This is a genomic window from Acinetobacter sp. V89_7, assembly GCF_029967895.1.
Lineage (GTDB): Bacteria > Pseudomonadota > Gammaproteobacteria > Pseudomonadales > Moraxellaceae > Acinetobacter > Acinetobacter soli.
Window position 1 is genome coordinate 73996 of record NZ_JASCAJ010000033.1, and the last position, 17052, is coordinate 91047.

Consider the following 17052-nt stretch of genomic DNA (forward strand, 5'->3'; position numbering starts at 1 on the left):
ATATTCCACATGCCACACAGCACAACATCACTGATTCAGCACTTACAACAGATTGTGGGCAAGTCTTATGTTTTGACTGGTGATCAGCAGACCCGTCAGTATCGACAGGGACGACGATTTGGTGAAGGCAAAGTGTTGGGCGTGGTGTGTCCGGGAAGTTTACTCGAACAATGGCGTGTTTTGCAGGCGGTGCTCGATGCAGATTGTATTGTGATCATGCAGGCCGCCAATACTGGCCTGACGGGAGGCTCTACACCATATGGTGAAGATTACGACCGGCCGGTGGTGCTTTTAAGTACCCGACGTTTGCAAGGGATTCAGGTCATACGTGATGGTGAGCAGGTGGTCTGTCTGCCGGGTGCGACACTAGATCGACTCGAACAGACCCTTAAACCTTTTCAGCGTGAGCCGCACTCGGTTATTGGTTCATCGTGTATTGGAGCCTCGGTGCTGGGCGGTGTATGTAACAATTCGGGAGGCGCTTTGGTTCGTCGCGGACCGGCCTATACCGAGCTGGCGTTATATGCACAAGTCGATGCTCATGGCGAGCTTCACCTAGTGAATCATCTTGGGATTGCACTTGGCGATACACCTGAAGAGATTCTGACACGGCTTGAAACGCAGCAATATCGCGGTTCAGATATTCAAGACGATGTGGGGCATGCCTCCGATCCGCATTATAGCCACGATGTAACGCAAGTCGATGCTGATAGTCCGGCGCGATTTAATGCCGATCCATCGCGATTGTTTGAAGCGTCCGGTTCTGCCGGAAAAATCTGCGTCTTTGCGGTACGGCTAGATACCTTCGCCAAAGTCGAGAGTCAGGTATTTTATATCGGAACCAACGATGCCGATGATCTGACCGCGCTCAGACGTGCCTTGCTGACCACACTACCGAGTCTTCCGATTGCAGGTGAATATATTCATCGTGATGCCTATGATATTGGTGCAAAATACGGCAAGGATACTTTCTTATTTATTGAAAAATTCGGAACGGCCAATGTACCCAAGGCCTTTGCTTTAAAAGATAAAATAGACGGGGTTCTGGAGCGTTTTAAGCTAAAAGGTTGGACTGATCAGTTGTTGCAGGCGGTGACCTATTGTTTGCCCAATCATTTACCTGAACGCATGAATCAGTTTCGAGATCGTTATGAACATCACCTCATTTTAAGAATCGAGCAGCAATCGATCTCTGCTGTGCAGACATTTTTACACGATTATTTTGCTGTACATCCGTCTGGTGCTTTTTTCTTGTGTGATGAAGATGAAGGCCGTAAAGCATTTTTGCACCGTTTTGCGATTGCCGGCGCCGCGATTCGCTACCGCGATACACATTTAAATGAAGTCGAGGATATTGTTGCCTTAGATATTGCCTTAAGACGCAATGATCGGGATTGGGTGGAGCAGTTGCCGGCCCATCTTGAATCCAAAATCTTACATAAACTTTATTACGGTCATTTTTTCTGTCATGTTTTTCATCAGGACTATATTGTCAAAAAAGGCGTAGATCCCTTAGCGATGGAGCACGAAATGTGGACCTTACTCGATGCGCGCCGGGCAGAGTATCCTGCCGAGCACAACGTGGGTCATTTATATATCGCCAAGCCAGCGCTGGCACAGTTTTATCAGCATCTGGATCCGACCAACAGTTTTAATGTCGGTATTGGTCATACCTCCAAGCTAAAGTATTGGGGGAAATCAAAAAAAATCTAAACGGGTCTGTCTTATGCAGCTATCACACACTGTGCCCTTACATTTCCATTTTTTTTAAGGTTGCAAAAGCAAAAGAAAAAAATTAAGGTGAACGAGATATAATAAACTAGAGAAAGACCAGGTCATGTTGTTTAGAAAAACTATTTTATTTTCTGCGTTAATGGGATGGGGAGCGCTTAGCTTTGCCCAAGGCATTGTGCTGAACAATGAAGATTTGCGTACGGATTTAAACTGGTTGAATCAGCAAGGTGTGATTCAAATCAGCACATCGACATGGCCTTTAAGTGGTGATGAAATCCAGCGTGCCCTTGCAAATGCCAAGGTACAAAACAAGAATCAACAGCGCGTACTCAATTCTGTCGTCAATGCGCTAAAAGCCGATCAGACACCGGTTAAACTCGGATTATTTGCCGAAACCGATCAGAAAAATTTACCTCAAGCCTTTGGTGATCAGCAAAAAGCACAATATGTTGCATCGTTGGAAGTAAATGCCGGTGGTGAAAACTGGGATGGTAAATTACGTGTAAATGGCGAAAAAGATCAGCAAATCGATAACGGCCGTAAGGTCAATGTCGAAGGCTCGTATTTGGCCGGTAAACTCTGGAACCAGTGGGTGATTGCAGGCCAGATTCCAACATGGTGGGGACCAGGACATGACGGCAGCTTGATTCGAGGCGATGCCAGCCGCCCGGTTTATGGCGTGACAGTGCAACGTGCCGAACAAAAAGCATTTGAAACCAAATGGCTGTCATGGATTGGGCCGTGGCAGTACCAAGTGTTTGGTGGTCAGCTCGACAAATACACCGCTGTACCTGATGCCAAGCTTTTAGGCCTTAGACTGACAGCGCAGCCACTCCCTTATTTAGAATTAGGTGCAACCCGAACATTACAATGGGGCGGTAAAGGGCGCTCAGAGAGTTGGGACTCCCTATGGAATGCGATTAAAGGTAACGATAACGTCTATGATGCCAGTGAAGATCGTTCGAATCAAATTGCTGGTTTCGATGCTCGTATGAACTTTAATTCTATTCTTAACGTTCCTTTTGGAATTTACGGTCAATTAGTTGGAGAAGATGAAGCAGGTAAGTTACCTTCAAAACATCTTTATGTAGCAGGTTTTGACTACTCCTCTAGCGTACGCAATATGCCTTACCAGTTGTATGCTGAATGGGCAGATACCCGTACTAATTTTGATGTCAAGGGTGTATCTTACAGTCACTACATTTATACAGACGGCTATTACCAGCATGGTTATCCGCTAGGTCATGCCATCGGTGGTGATGGTCAGATGTACTCGGTGGGCGGCGATATTCGTGTAGATGTCATGAACCGAATTAGCGGGCGCGTCTTACTGGCAAAAGTCAATCAATCTAATCTCGCAATTAACCGTGCTTTCCCTGAAAAAGACGAAGTCAAAGCACTCGACTTAACGTGGACGCATTACATTAAGCCAGATCTGCCATTGAAGATTAATGGCTGGGTAAGTGATTCAGATATACACGGCAACGATGCGGGTGCATCGATTGGGGTCGAAATTCCGCTCGATCTAAAACAGTTCCGTTTCTAAAATTAAAACGTATTGAGCACCTCTCCAAATGGAGGGGTGTTTTTTACTCAAACATTTATACAAAATAATAGTGAAATTAAAGTGCAGTGAAACATGCTGCGGCACCAAACAAAATACCGGGTGCATTGGCCGCCGCAAGCGGATAGTCTTTGCGTTTGAGTCCATAAATGACCCACAATAAACAGTTGATTGCTGCAACAAAAGGTTGAATCGGATTTCCTTTGTGTCCAGCCAGATTATTCATGATTTGTGGAATATACGAAACGTACATACAAATGGCCGTAAAGGTTGCCACCCAACCTAAAATCTGGATAAATTTTTGTTGATCTTGAAGCATTATTGTCCATAAAGTAATGAGTTATGAATTTACTATATAAGTATTTTTATATGAAAAACAATTCAATGCTGTAACAACGACGGTATAAATAGACGTCCGCTGTGCTGCATACGCAACACAGCGGCGATTCAGATTAAGCTTGTGCAGTTTCTTTGGCCAGAACTTCTGCCATTGCTTTGGCCACGATGTATACGTTGCTCATGTTGAGGCCTGCAACACAGATACGACCACTACGCACGAGGTAAATCGCATAGTCTTCACGTAATTGATCGACCTGCTCACCCGTTAAACCGGTGTAGCTAAACATGCCTTTTTGCTCAAGCAGGTAGTTAAAGTCACGCTCAGGAAGTGCTTTTGTAAGCTCATCACGCAAGATTTGACGCATTTTAAGAATACGCTCGCGCATATCTTTTACTTCGTTTTGCCATTGTTGGTTCAACGCTGCATCATTTAGCACCTGATCGACCAACCATGCACCCGTCGTTGGTGGGTTTGAGTAGATACGGCGTACAGTGGCTTTTAACTGACCAAACGTACATTGCGCACTTTCTGCATCGTCACATACAAATGTCAAACCACCAACACGCTCGCCATACAACGAGAAGATTTTAGAGAATGAATTGCTGACAATAAAGTTCATTCCCGATTGATCAAGCGCACGAATGGCATACGCATCTTGCTCCATACCTTCGCCAAAACCTTGGTAGGCAATGTCTAGGAAAGGAATCAGATTGCCTGATTTTAATACCTCAATCACTTGGTCCCACTGTGCTGGCGTCAGATCTGCACCGGTTGGGTTATGGCAGCATGGGTGTAAAAGCACAATACTTTGCGCCGGAAGCTGTTTGAAGGTAGAGAGCATACCATCGAAGTCAACACCACGTGTTTCAGCATCAAAATATGGATAGTAATGCGTTTTAAGGCCGGCACCATTAAAGATTGCCACGTGGTTGTCCCAAGTTGGCTGGCTGACCCATACTTCAGAATTCGGGAAATAGTTTTTAAGAAAATCTGCACCCACTTTCAATGCGCCTGAACCACCGAGCGTTTGAATGGTCACGGCACGTCCACTTTGTACCGCCGGGCTGTTATTTCCAAAAAGTAGGGCTTGAATTGCATCACGGTAAGGCTTGAACCCTTCCATAGGCAAATACAGTTTGGTTTTATTTTGCTTTGGTTCGATACGCTTTTGTGCTTCCATGATGGTATCAAGTTGCGGCACAATGCTATCTTCGTTGTAATAAAGCCCGATACTTAAATTTACTTTACCTTCACGCGTGTCGGCATTGAATTGTTCCATAAGCGATAAAATTGGATCGCCTGCATACGGTGGGATATGTTGAAACATTAAAAAGTCCTTTCATTCCACAGTTAAGCTCAAACTGTGTGTTATTGGAGTGTGACAGTCTTAAGCGGGATCTCCGCTTAAACTGAACTAATGTATCAGTAAGCGCCAAGTAGCACCATGCTGAAATACGACCGCCTTGAAAATTATTTTTACAAAACCTTTCGACTTTTTCTAAATACACTATTGAGTTTATTTAAATGAATTTTCAGACTCAAATGTCAATGCGGCACTGCGCATGGCATCGTTTCGTTGCTGAATCCAATACGCCAGACTTAAGCAAATGAGCCATGCTGGAATCAGCCAGACGGCAAGACGCATGTCGGGCGTGAGGCTCATGATCACCAAAATGCCAAGCATAAAAGCCATACATAAATAATTGGTCACAGGGTAGAACAAACTTGGAAAATGCGATGTCACATGGATACGTTTAAGCTGCTGACGAAATTTTAAATGGGTAAAGGAAATCACCACCCAGTTAATCACAATAGCCGCCACGACCAGCATCATCAAAAATGCAAAGGCTTTTTCTGGGAACAGATAATTGAGCAATACACAGAGTGCAGTGACAAAGGCAGAGAGTAGGACTGCATAAACTGGAATGCCGCGAGAATTGATTTTTTTCAAAAATTGAGGGGCATTGCCTTGTTCGGCCAAACCCAGCAACATGCGGCTACTACAGTAGCTAGTACCGTTATAAACCGATACGGCCGCAGTCAAGATAATAAAGTTGAGGGCTGTCGCGACACCTTGACTATTGAGTGAGGCAAATACCATTACAAATGGACTGCCACCTTGTGCCATTTGATTCCATGGAAACAGTGCCAGTAACACGCACAACGTAGCAATATAAAAAATGAGAATCCGGTAAATAATCTGATTGACGGCTTTAGGGAGTGTTTTTTTCGGGTCACGTGCCTCGGCTGCGGTAATACCAAACAGTTCGATTCCACCGAAGGCAAATACAATCGCGGCCATGGCCATCAGTAGGCCGGTTACGCCATGTGGAAAGAAGCCACCCAGTGCCCAGAGATTGCTGATTTGTGCCAGAGGTCCTGCGCTTCCAGTGGCCAGCAAGTAAGAACCAAAGGCAATCATGGCCAAAATGGCGGCAATTTTGATGATTGAAAACCAAAATTCCATTTCACCAAAAAGTTTCACGTGGAGCAGGTTAATCACGTTAATCAGGATGAAAAAGCCCAGTGCTGAAACCCATGTTGGGATGTCGGGCCACCAGTACTGTACATACAGGCCAACCGCGCTCAGCTCGGCCATACAGACCAGCACGTTCAACACCCAATAATTCCAACCCGAAATAAACCCGGCAAAGCGTCCCCAGTATTTATTGGCAAAATAACTAAACGAGCCACTGACCGGCTCATGCACCACCATTTCACCAAGCTGACGCATCATAAAAAAGGCAATCAGACCCGCGATGGCATAACCCAAAATAACCGAAGGCCCTGCCAGTTTGATCGATTGTGAAATACCGAGGAATAGTCCCGTACCAATCGCACCGCCCAGCGCAATTAATTGAATATGGCGATTGGATAAACCGGGTTTGAGGCGACCTTGCTCTTGCTGTGACATATGCTTATTCTCATCCATGTCGTGTAATTTTTTTAAAACAAATTACGTATATCATAAATTTAAACCAAAAAAAATCAAAATCTGTCGATAATCAACCGATTTTCAAAGGTGCTATAGCGGCATACTGTGCCGTGAAATCTGCTGGAATCGGGGCAAAGTCGTGGCATAAATGAAAAAAGAGCATTTCAGTTTTGACCAATGTCAGGCATGATGTCAGCACGTTTATGCAGTCTTGTAAAAATATCGGAACACTGCATATGCTTGAGAATTTCATCTTAAAAGAGTGCATCAATGGTTGAAGAAAGATTATCGGGTGGGGTTCAATCGCTTGAAGTGGGTTTGAGTGTGTTGAATGCATTGGTCGACCATCAGCATCCCATTATTTTAAAAGACTTATCGCACAAATTAGACATGCATCCTGCAAAAGTGCACCGTTATCTGGTGAGCCTGATTCGTATGGATTATGCCAAGCAGCTTGATGATGGCCAGTATGCACTGGGCGATCAGGCTTGGCGATTGGGGCTGAATTGTATTCAACATACCGACGCGCTGCAACTTGTTCAGTCGATGATTTATGATGTGCAGGCCAAAATTGGCTGTAGCATTCAAATTAGTAAATGGTCACCGCGTGGACCGCTCGTAGTACAAGCCATGGAGTCGAATCACCCCATTGCCATTGTGACCAAAGTTGGCTCGATTATGCCATTGGTTAATTCGGCATCGGGCCGAGTCTTTGCCTCATTTATGCCCGAACATGTGGTGCGTCCACTTATGGAACTGGAATGGCAAGCCGCGGCACAGTCGAGCTATCCGCTTAAACCACAAAATTGGGATGAATTTCTAACCCTCAAAACTTCGATTCTTGAGCAACACATGGCACTGGCACAAGGCGATTTGCTGGTGGGGATTAATGCTGTGGGGCTGCCTGTCTTTAATGCACAGGGTGTATTGGAGTTTTGTATTGTGGCCATCGACACTGAAATGTTCTTGCCGCTAGATGCACAAAGCGAAAAGTTGGCTGAGCTGAAAAGCGCAGTGGCGGCGATCAATCGTTTTTTGCAAAACCGCTAAACACAAAAAATAAATCCACTGCGCTTCATTCAAAGTGCAGTGGAGTATCAGGCGATTTCGGGTGTTAAATGCTTATACTTGAAGTACACCACGACGAATCTGATCACGCTCAATCGATTCAAACAACGCCTTAAAATTACCCTCGCCAAAACCGTCATCTGCTTTACGCTGAATAAATTCAAAGAAAACCGGCCCAATCATATTTTCAGAAAAAATCTGAAGCAGTAGTTTTTTCTCGCCATTTTGCGTGCTGCCATCGAGTAGAATACCGCGTTTTTGTAGCTCTTCAGTCGGTTCGCCATGGGCGGGCAAGCGCTCTGGCAGCATTTCGTAGTAGGTGGCAGGCGGTGGAGTCATAAAGTTCAGCCCGAGCGCCTTGAGTTTATCCCATGTGGCCAGTAAATCATCTGTAATAAAGGCAATATGCTGAATCCCTTCGCCGTTAAAATCGGCTAAGAATTCTGCAATTTGACCGTTACCTTTGTCTGAATCTTCATTGAGTGGAATGCGGATTTTACCGTCTGGCGCGGTCAGGGCTTTAGAGGTCAGGCCCGTATACTCGCCTTTGATATCGAAATAACGGATTTCTTGAAAGTTGAAAATCTTTTCATAAAAAGAAGCCCAGTAGTCCATGCGGCCTTTATAGACATTATGCGTCAGATGATCGATTTCTTTTAAACCTGTGCCGACAGGATTTGCCTCGATACCATCGATAAATTCAAAATCATTTTCATAAATGTCACGATCGACCAAAAAGATTGGCATACCACCAATGCCTTTAATGGCTGGAATATTTAATTCCATCGGGCCGATTTTGCTGTACATGGGCTCGGCACCCAGTTCGAGTGCTTTATTAAATGCTTTGGCAGCATCACGGGTGCGAAAGCCCATTGCGCAGGCCGATGGACCATGTTCATTAAAGAAATAAGATGCGTAAGATTCAGGTTGATAATTCAAAATAATATTGATATTGCCCTGACGCCAAAGGAATGCTTGCTTTGATTTATGACGTGCAACTTGGGTAAACCCCATGGTTTTAAAAATCAGATCAAGTTCGTTTTCTTTGGAAACAAACTCTATAAATGCAAACCCGCATAGCTCCAAAGGGTTATCTAAAATATCCATCTTATTCCGTCCTCATTATCGATTTTTACCGAATCCACTCATTGGATCGCTTTAGATTTTTAAACATAGAATGCTACAGAGCCTATAAAGGGCTAAGGAATAGGCATCACCAATACAACCAACCAATTTAAAATTGTATCGGGGTAGCACCCTAGGTTTAAAAGACGATTGCGCTCAAAGGAAATTATTGAAACTCAAAATCGCCGTCCTGCTTCATTTTTTTAACAACGTATCGTCCAACTGATACTGCGTTATATGAATGAGCATACTAAACTCAATTTAATTATGCAATACATAATTAAATTATGAATTTTGTAATAATGATGGCTATATTTATAATTTTGCACCAAAAAGACGCATATTAACTGGAGTTAATTAAAAAAACCACACGACTGGGTGTGGTTTGCAAAGTGATGCTTGATTTTTTAAGAATTCATTAAGTCGTGTGATTACAGACGTGAAACGTCCAAAAATAAGGTTTCCTTAATTTCCTCCATCACAATATAGCTGTGTGAAGACGCCGAGGAGGGCAGTTTTTTAAGCAGATCGCCGAGCAAGCGGCGATAGGCACTCATTTCCTTCAGGCGTGCTTTGACCAGATAATCAAATTCCCCCGAAATCAGATGACACTCCAACACTTCAGGAATCGCCACTAAGTCACGTGCGACCTGATCAAATACATCCCCCGATTTTGCCGATAACTTGATTTCCAGAAAGACCAATAGATTCCGATCGACATACGCCGGATTCAGCCGTGCATGATAACCTGTGATCACGCCATCGCGCTCTAGTCGCTTGACCCGCTCGGAGCAAGGTGTGGTCGATAAATTGACCCGTGAAGCCAGTTCGCTGATGGCAATGCGCCCTTCCTTTTGCAGAATATCTAAAATCTGCCGATCAATCCGGTCTAGTGCACGCATAAGAAATTTCCTTTTTTTCGTTTTTTTGCACGACGAATTCTTAAAATTACCTAAATTATAGCGTTTAAATCAGTGAAATTAACTATCTAACCAGAAATATACTAGTGAAATAACCTAATACGGATTGAAGGAACGGACATGCGTGTAATTGTTTTGGGCAGTGGTGTTATTGGTGTGGCTAGCGCTTATTACCTTGCGCAACAAGGCGCGCAGGTTACGGTATTAGACCGTCAGGCGGGGCCAGCAGAAGAAACCAGTTTTGGCAATGCTGGTCAGATTTCACCGGGTTACTCTACCCCGTGGGCAGCGCCGGGCATTCCGTTTAAAGCGGTAAAATGGATGTTTCAACATCATGCACCCTTGGCAATCAATATCGATGGCAGCATGTGGCAGTTACAGTGGATGGCGCAAATGCTTAAAAACTGTAATCCAGCCAGCTATACCACCAACAAAGAACGCATGATGCGTGTGGCTGAATACAGCCGTGACTGCCTCAAAGCATTGCGTGAAACCACAGGTATCGAATATGAGAACCGTGCTAAGGGAACCTTGCAGGTTTTTCGTAGCGAAGCACAATTAGAAGCAGTGCAGCGTGACATTCAGGTGCTAGAAGAATGTGGCGTTGGTTATGCACTACTTGATCGCGAGGGGCTTGCCCAAGTCGAGCCGGCACTTGCACATGCTCAGGATAAACTGGTCGGTGGTTTGCACTTGCCAAATGATGAAACTGGCGACTGTTATTTGTTTACCAATGCGCTGGCCAACAAAGCCAAAGCACTAGGCGTCGATTTTCGGTTTAATCAGCAGGTCGAAGGCTTGGTGGTCGAAGGCGATAGCATCAAAGGCGTGCGCGTTAATGGTCAAACTCTAACAGCAGATCGTTATGTATTGGCATTTGGTAGTTATTCGCGTGACTTTTTAAAACCGCTTGAACTTAATCTGCCGGTGTATCCAGTCAAAGGGTATTCACTCACAATCCCGATTGTGCAGCCTGAGTTCGCGCCGCAGTCAACCGTGCTCGATGAAACTTACAAGATCGCCATTACCCGTTTCGACCAGCGTATTCGTGTGGGAGGGATGGCCGAGCTGAGTGGCTTTAATCTTGGCTTAAATCAAGATCGACGCGCCACGCTTGAGATGGTGACACAAGATTTATTCCCGGGCGGCAATATGGCAGAAGCGTCTTTCTGGACAGGTTTACGCCCAATGACACCAGACAGCACGCCAATTATTGGTGCGACCCGCTTTAAAAATTTATTTCTCAATACCGGACATGGCACTTTGGGTTGGACCATGGCCTGTGGCTCTGGCAAGTTGATCAGTGACATTGTGCTGAACCATCAAACCGATATCAGTACCGAAGGGCTCTCGCTGCAACGTTATTCTAGCGCAGCCTAAGTCTATGTCTTAAACCTCAGGGAAGATTCACCATGCCACGTCCCATTCATGCCGTTGTGCATCAGGATGCCTTAACACACAATCTTCAGGTTGCCCGAAACGCCACGCCAGACAGTCAGGTCTTTGCCGTGGTTAAGGCCAATGCTTATGGTCATGGTATCGAACGCGTATATCCGGCCTTAAGCGCCGCCGATGGTTTTGCACTACTTGATCTTGCCGAAGCCAAACGCATTCGAGCGTTGGGCTGGACCGGGCCAATATTGTTACTGGAAGGTGTGTTTTCACCGCAAGATTTATACGATTGCACGCAAGATCAGCTCAGCTTTACCGTACATCACCTGAGCCAGATTGAATGGATCGAGCGTCATCCTGCGCCAGCGCAGTTTCATGTTTATTTAAAAATGAACAGCGGCATGAACCGTTTGGGCTTTCAGCCTGCGGCGTATCGCGAAGCGTGGCAGCGCCTGCATGCATTACCGCAGGTGGCCAGTATCACGCACATGACGCACTTTTCCGATGCAGATGGCAGTCGTTTTGGCGAATCTGGGATTAACTATCAGCAACGTATTTTTGAACAAACGGTTGAGGGGCTTGCGGGCCCACGATCGATCAGTAACAGTGCCGCGATTCTACGCCATCCATTGCACTCCGATGTTGTCCGTAGCGGCATCATGCTCTATGGCAGCGCACCAGATTATCCGGCACATTCAATCGACCACTGGACACTCAAGCCCACGATGAGCCTACGTAGTGAGTTGCTGGCCATTCAAGATTTACAGCCCAATGACACTGTGGGATACGGCTCAAGCTTTATGGCAGACCGCCCACTCAAGATCGGTATTGTGGCTTGTGGTTATGCCGATGGTTATCAACGTATATCGCCGACAGGTACGCCTATTCTGGTAGATGGCGTGCGTACCCGTACCGTTGGTCGCGTCAGTATGGACATGCTGGCAGTCGATTTGACGCCTGTACCACAGGCTGCTGTGGGAAGTGAGGTGGTGCTGTGGGGCAGGTCTAAAACTGGTGCAACTTTATCCATCGATGAGGTGGCAGTGGCTTCGGGCACCGTAGGTTATGAACTCATGTGTGCTGTGACGGCACGCGTTCCATTTATTATACAAACATAAGGATATAGGCATGTCGAACAGCGATATTCAGCGCATCAATACCACCGCGGTAATGAGTGCTGTCACCATTTTTAATGGCGTAGTGTATCTCTCTGGTCAGGTTCCGAAGCAGACCGAGCAAGGGATTGAAGGGCAAACCCGAGAAATTCTGGCAACCATCGATGCTTTGTTGGCCGCAGCCCATACCGACAAATCCCGTCTGCTTTCTGCGCAACTGTTTTTAAAGCATCTTGATGATTTTCAACAGGTGAATACAATCTGGACCGAATGGCTCGATGGACTGGCCACCCCCGCACGGGCCACCATTCAGGCCGATCTGGTCAATCCAGACTGGCTCATCGAAATTGCCGTGATTGCGGCACAAGCTTAATTTTATATCCGCCAGCGCATTCGTGTGCTGGCGTTGACAATTTAAGACCCGTATTTCCCTTTATGTTGAAGTGAATGACGGGCACAAGGAGCGTTAGATCCCGCCGTTTTCAGTATTTTTGTGAGGCGATCCCAAACAAAAGGAAAAATGGCTGGGTTTAAAAGAGGAAATTCAAAAAGGATGTGACCTTATGACTACAGGACGTCATAGCGACGCTGAGCATGTACCCCATGAGCTTCAGCGCAAACTGTCGAATCGTCATTTACAATTGATTGCGATTGGCGGTGCCATTGGAACAGGCCTCTTTATGGGATCAGGGAAAACGATCTCGCTGGCAGGACCTTCTATTTTATATATTTACATGATCATTGGCGTCATGTTCTTTTTTTTAATGCGTGCCATGGGCGAATTGTTACTGGCGAATCTGCATTATAAGTCTTTTGTCGATATGGCGCATGATCTGCTCGGTCCGGGCGCTGGCTATTATCTGGGCTGGACCTACTGGTTAGGCTGGGTACTGGTCGGAATCGCCGATCTGGCTGCCATTATCAACTATTTAAGTTTCTGGTTACCCGATGGGACCACCTTTACGCCAATGGGGCAGGCACTCATTAGCGCAGCATGTGTGTTTTTGGTGCTCGGGCTGAATCTGTTAACCGTGCGCCTGTTTGGTGAAATCGAATTCTGGTTTGCCTTGATTAAGATTCTGGCGATTGTCGGATTGATCGGCGTCGGTGGCTACATGGTGTTTAGCCATTTTCATTCTCCTGCCGGCGCTGTGGCATCGATCAGTAATGTCTGGTCTGCAGGGGGAATGTTTCCTAAAGGCGTTGAAGGTTTCTTGGCTGGCTTTCAAATTGCAGTTTTTGCTTTTGTTGGGGTGGAGCTGGTCGGTACGACTGCCGCAGAAACCAAAGATCCTGAAAAAAATCTTCCCAAAGCCATCAATGCCATCCCAATCCGCATTATTTTATTTTACGTATTGGCACTGTTTGTGGTGATGTCGGTGACGCCTTGGAATCAGATCAGTGCCAATAAAAGCCCATTTGTAGAACTGTTTTTGTACGCAGGTATTCCGACTTCTGCCATCATCATGAATCTGGTCGTGTTGTCTTCGGTGATGTCCTCGATGAACAGCGGTGTGTTTTCGACCAGCCGTATGTTGTTTGGTTTATCACGTGATGGTCAAGCCCCTAAGGCATTTGCACAGTTATCGCGCCGTGCAGTACCGGCCAATGGCTTACTGTTTTCCTGCCTCTTTATTATGGCAGGTGCCGCGTTGCAATATTTTGTGCCCAATACCATGGAGGCCTTTACGCTGGCCAGTTCACTTTGCGTGATCTTGTTTATTAGCGTATGGAGCATGATCATGGTGTGCTACTTGCGTTATCGTAAGCTGCGCCCTGAGTTGCATGCCCAATCGACATTTAAAATGCCAGGCGGTATTTTGATGTCGTATGTGGTTTTGGGCTTTTTGATGTTTACGTTGGTGATTCTGGCATTAGAGCCCGATACCCTTAAAGCACTTTACGTGAGTCCGCTCTGGTTGATTATTTTGGGCTTTACTTATCAGTTTATGTATAAGCCTCGCGTGAAACGTTTGATGCAAAATTAAAAGAAATGATCTATTGAAGAGCATCGTCTGGCGTATGCTCTTCAATGTTTTACTAAAAAAATAAAGATAAGCGACAATAAAGACAACATTTAAAATCGATAAAAATCCATAGAAATTTTGCGTTACATGTGAACTGATTAACTTTTTTGATTCAGATTGAGAGCTTATCGTTTTCCCTGCGGATATCAACCGAAAGCTTCAAACATCCAAATCAACTGAGCCAAAAATTGTAGCGCTAGATGTCTCAAATAGCACATATCGAAAGCGAACATTACAAGCCTTATAAATTTATGATCTGATTTTTTAAAAGCATCTAAACAAATAAATTATTGATCAAGCGGTAAAATTTACTACTGAACTCATTGTAAAAGATCAGTATTAATGAAAAATAATAGATGTGATTATTTTTTTAATCCTTTTATCTTGGTGAAGTTGCACAAGAAAATATTGATAACTCAATGTGGTTATTTAAAGAGTTAAATCAGATTTATCAGTTAAAAAATTGGAGTATGAATAAATAGAAATTTTAATTATGTTATATTATAACATAATAATATGATGAAATTTAAAATGAAAATAAAAGTGGAAATATAAAATTAAGAATAAAGATATTTATCATTCAAAAATAATTAATTTTGTCAAATAATATAAACGCTATAAATAATAAACTTCAATTGTAAATGATTTCCATTTAAATTATTTTTTGTTCGTTAGGCTGATATTTTTTATACTAAGAAAAAATTTAAAATCTTAAGTAAAAACTAAGAAATAATAAAATTTACATAAATTAATCATGGAGTGAGAATTATTTTAATATTATTATCTTTATAATTAATGTTAATTTTCAAGTAATATTTGATTTTAAATATCATGATTTGTTTTATTTTTACCTTTAAAATTCAATAAAAAACAACTATTTAAATTAATTTAAATTAATAAATAAATTTCATTTTTTTATAGGCTTTATAATAAATATTAATTAAATAAATAATCTTAATTTAATTAATATTTATAATTGGTAAACAGTTTTATGGTTTGTAAAAATAATTTGTTACACTGTTTTTAAAATATATTAATATTATTTAAAACAATAATATATGCTTTAAATAGATTGAGGGTAAATTGTGTTTTTAGGTTGCTTTATTTTATTTGTTTTGTATTTGCAAAAATTATTTTCTAGAATTATTAACTGTGGAAGGAAGCTAATTAGAAAAAGATCTAGATAAAAAAGGACGGTAAAGATTATGAAACTATCAGCAATCAATGTCGCTTTAATATGTTTGTGTTTTCTAGGAAATACACATGCTACCGATGACTGGAGCTACCGCTGGAAAGCATCAAGCACACGATCTAGTGAAAACCTTTATCAAGCCAATTTAATTGAGCTTATGGATTCTGATTATTATTCTGGCTTGGGAAAAACAACGTTAAATACCACCAACAATGTAAATACCACCAATAATATTGAAACGCAAAACAATACCAGTTCAACGTCGATTGGAGCACTCGATACCTCGACGAACTCACTCACAATTAATGGTTCAAATAACAGTGGTATAAAACTTTCAACCTCTGCCTTTAATGAAGGGTCAATCAATTCGAGTACACAACAACAAAATCAGAATTGCCCTAATTTAAGCACTCACTCGGACGTACCACTATGCTGAATCTTACTTCCAATAAAATCAAAATATCTTCGGTGGGTACCACGATATTTTTCAGCGCTTTCCTGAGCGGTTGTACTGGCTTAGCGGTTTCAAATAAAGAACCTGTAAGCCTCGTTCAAGGGCCAGCAATTACAGACATTTTTACTCCTTTTGACATGGCATTGTCGTGCTTAAAAGGTCAAATACGTAATGACGTCAACTTTTCTGTAGGTGCCATTCTAGATCAGACAGGTAAGGACGTTGTGACTGACGGTGGCACAGGTAAATTGGTCACTCAAGGTGCAGGAGATATGGTGCAGTCGGCCTTGTTCCGCGCGGGTGTGAGTTTACTCAACCGACGTGACCCACGCATTATTGAAAGTGAAGCCAAATGGGGGATTCGTGATCCGCGTATGATTCAAGCTTCTAATTACTATGTGACAGGCAGTATTAATAGTTTGGATTTTATCCCAGGTGGTGGTTTTGATATGCAAATTGGTGGAGTAGGGCCAAATTACAGTCAGACCCGGATTATCGTTGGTCTTGATTTGTCCTTAACCGATGCACGCACCAGTAAAGTGGTGGGGAATGTATCTTTGCAAAAACAAATCGTCGCGCAAGATTACGGGATTAGCGCGGGTCGTTTTGCAGGACGAACACTTTTAAACATTCAAATTGGTAAAGGTGAACGTGAAGCAACCAATTTTGCACTGCGTCAAATGCTCAATCTAGCCACGTTTGAGCTGCTTAGTCAGGTCGTGCCGCCATCCACATTTGAAGGCTGTCGTAACACCATTCCACCCGAATTTGGGCGTTTAAGTCTCACCCAGAGTTCGGTGGCACTCTACAAATATAAAGAGACACAGCAGCAAAAAACACCAGTGACCAGTGGCGTGACAGAATCCTCACTGACCAAAACAAATCCGTCGACTGAAAAAAATAAACCGGCCAATGTACCCAATAAAGATATACAGCCCATGAAGGAAAAAGAATCGAACTTGATTAGTAATCCAGATGGCGATTCTGAACTGAATAAGAAAGATCTGATCAAGTACATCAGCATGAAACCAGCGGTTACGCCACCAGCGAAAGTGGTTCCAGAAAACAGTGATGCTGAACAAGAAAAACTCCTGACCGATGCGGTACCTGGGTTTGAAGACAACTACTGGTCGAGCATTCAGCGCGACTAAAGAATTTGCAGTAAATGGGCTCGCTACCATTATAA

The 17052-nt window shown here is 43.7% G+C and carries 14 protein-coding genes; 9 read left to right on the forward strand and 5 right to left on the reverse strand.

Going from position 1 to position 17052, the window contains the following annotated elements:
* Positions 1–9 precede the first annotated feature (9 nt).
* Complete coding sequence (gene dld, locus QLG00_RS14085) at positions 10–1713, forward strand: D-lactate dehydrogenase (protein WP_282471261.1); 1704 nt, start codon at positions 10–12, stop codon at positions 1711–1713.
* A 124-nt stretch (positions 1714–1837) separates the two neighbouring features.
* Complete coding sequence (locus tag QLG00_RS14090) at positions 1838–3280, forward strand: capsule assembly Wzi family protein (RefSeq protein ID WP_282471262.1); 1443 nt, start codon at positions 1838–1840, stop codon at positions 3278–3280.
* A 76-nt stretch (positions 3281–3356) separates the two neighbouring features.
* Here QLG00_RS14090 and QLG00_RS14095 read toward each other — a convergent pair whose 3' ends face one another.
* From QLG00_RS14095 to QLG00_RS14105, 3 genes are all read right to left on the reverse strand, one after another.
* On the reverse strand, positions 3357–3617 hold the full coding sequence (locus QLG00_RS14095) for a SemiSWEET family transporter (RefSeq protein ID WP_004941693.1): 261 nt from the start codon (positions 3615–3617) through the stop codon (positions 3357–3359).
* Positions 3618–3750: 133 nt separating this feature from the next.
* On the reverse strand, positions 3751–4965 hold the full coding sequence (locus tag QLG00_RS14100) for an amino acid aminotransferase (RefSeq protein ID WP_282471263.1): 1215 nt from the start codon (positions 4963–4965) through the stop codon (positions 3751–3753).
* 189 nt (positions 4966–5154) lie between these two features.
* Entirely contained in the window at positions 5155–6552 is a 1398-nt protein-coding gene (locus tag QLG00_RS14105; protein ID WP_282471264.1) for an amino acid permease, read from the reverse strand.
* A gap of 291 nt (positions 6553–6843) precedes the next feature.
* Here QLG00_RS14105 and QLG00_RS14110 point away from each other — a divergent pair, with 291 nt between their 5' ends.
* Positions 6844–7623, forward strand: a complete 780-nt coding sequence (locus tag QLG00_RS14110) for a helix-turn-helix domain-containing protein (protein WP_119689729.1) — start codon at positions 6844–6846, stop codon at positions 7621–7623.
* 72 nt (positions 7624–7695) lie between these two features.
* Here QLG00_RS14110 and hppD read toward each other — a convergent pair whose 3' ends face one another.
* Both hppD and QLG00_RS14120 read right to left on the reverse strand, forming a co-directional pair.
* Positions 7696–8748 (reverse strand): 4-hydroxyphenylpyruvate dioxygenase, encoded by a 1053-nt coding sequence (hppD, locus tag QLG00_RS14115; RefSeq protein ID WP_119689730.1) that lies wholly within the window; start codon positions 8746–8748, stop codon positions 7696–7698.
* A 449-nt stretch (positions 8749–9197) separates the two neighbouring features.
* Positions 9198–9668 carry an Lrp/AsnC ligand binding domain-containing protein gene (locus QLG00_RS14120; protein WP_004941677.1) on the reverse strand — a complete coding sequence of 157 codons (471 nt, stop codon included), beginning with the start codon at positions 9666–9668 and terminating at the stop codon, positions 9198–9200.
* A 138-nt stretch (positions 9669–9806) separates the two neighbouring features.
* Between QLG00_RS14120 and QLG00_RS14125 the strand changes: the two genes are divergently transcribed.
* The 6 genes from QLG00_RS14125 to QLG00_RS14150 all read left to right on the forward strand — a co-directional run bounded on the left by QLG00_RS14125 (position 9807) and on the right by QLG00_RS14150 (position 17017).
* Entirely contained in the window at positions 9807–11066 is a 1260-nt protein-coding gene (locus tag QLG00_RS14125) for a D-amino acid dehydrogenase (protein WP_004941675.1), read from the forward strand.
* A 32-nt stretch (positions 11067–11098) separates the two neighbouring features.
* Positions 11099–12196 carry an alanine racemase gene (alr, locus tag QLG00_RS14130; RefSeq protein WP_216198422.1) on the forward strand — a complete coding sequence of 366 codons (1098 nt, stop codon included), beginning with the start codon at positions 11099–11101 and terminating at the stop codon, positions 12194–12196.
* Positions 12197–12206: 10 nt separating this feature from the next.
* On the forward strand, positions 12207–12566 hold the full coding sequence (locus tag QLG00_RS14135) for a RidA family protein (protein ID WP_004941667.1): 360 nt from the start codon (positions 12207–12209) through the stop codon (positions 12564–12566).
* 190 nt (positions 12567–12756) lie between these two features.
* Positions 12757–14181: an amino acid permease gene (locus QLG00_RS14140; protein ID WP_119689732.1), complete on the forward strand. Its 1425-nt coding sequence runs from the start codon at positions 12757–12759 to the stop codon at positions 14179–14181.
* A 1244-nt stretch (positions 14182–15425) separates the two neighbouring features.
* On the forward strand, positions 15426–15848 hold the full coding sequence (locus tag QLG00_RS14145) for a hypothetical protein (protein WP_004941648.1): 423 nt from the start codon (positions 15426–15428) through the stop codon (positions 15846–15848).
* Positions 15842–17017 carry a CsgG/HfaB family protein gene (locus QLG00_RS14150; RefSeq protein WP_104125354.1) on the forward strand — a complete coding sequence of 392 codons (1176 nt, stop codon included), beginning with the start codon at positions 15842–15844 and terminating at the stop codon, positions 17015–17017. The genes QLG00_RS14145 and QLG00_RS14150 overlap by 7 nt, the downstream gene beginning before the upstream one ends.
* Positions 17018–17052: the final 35 nt, after the last annotated feature.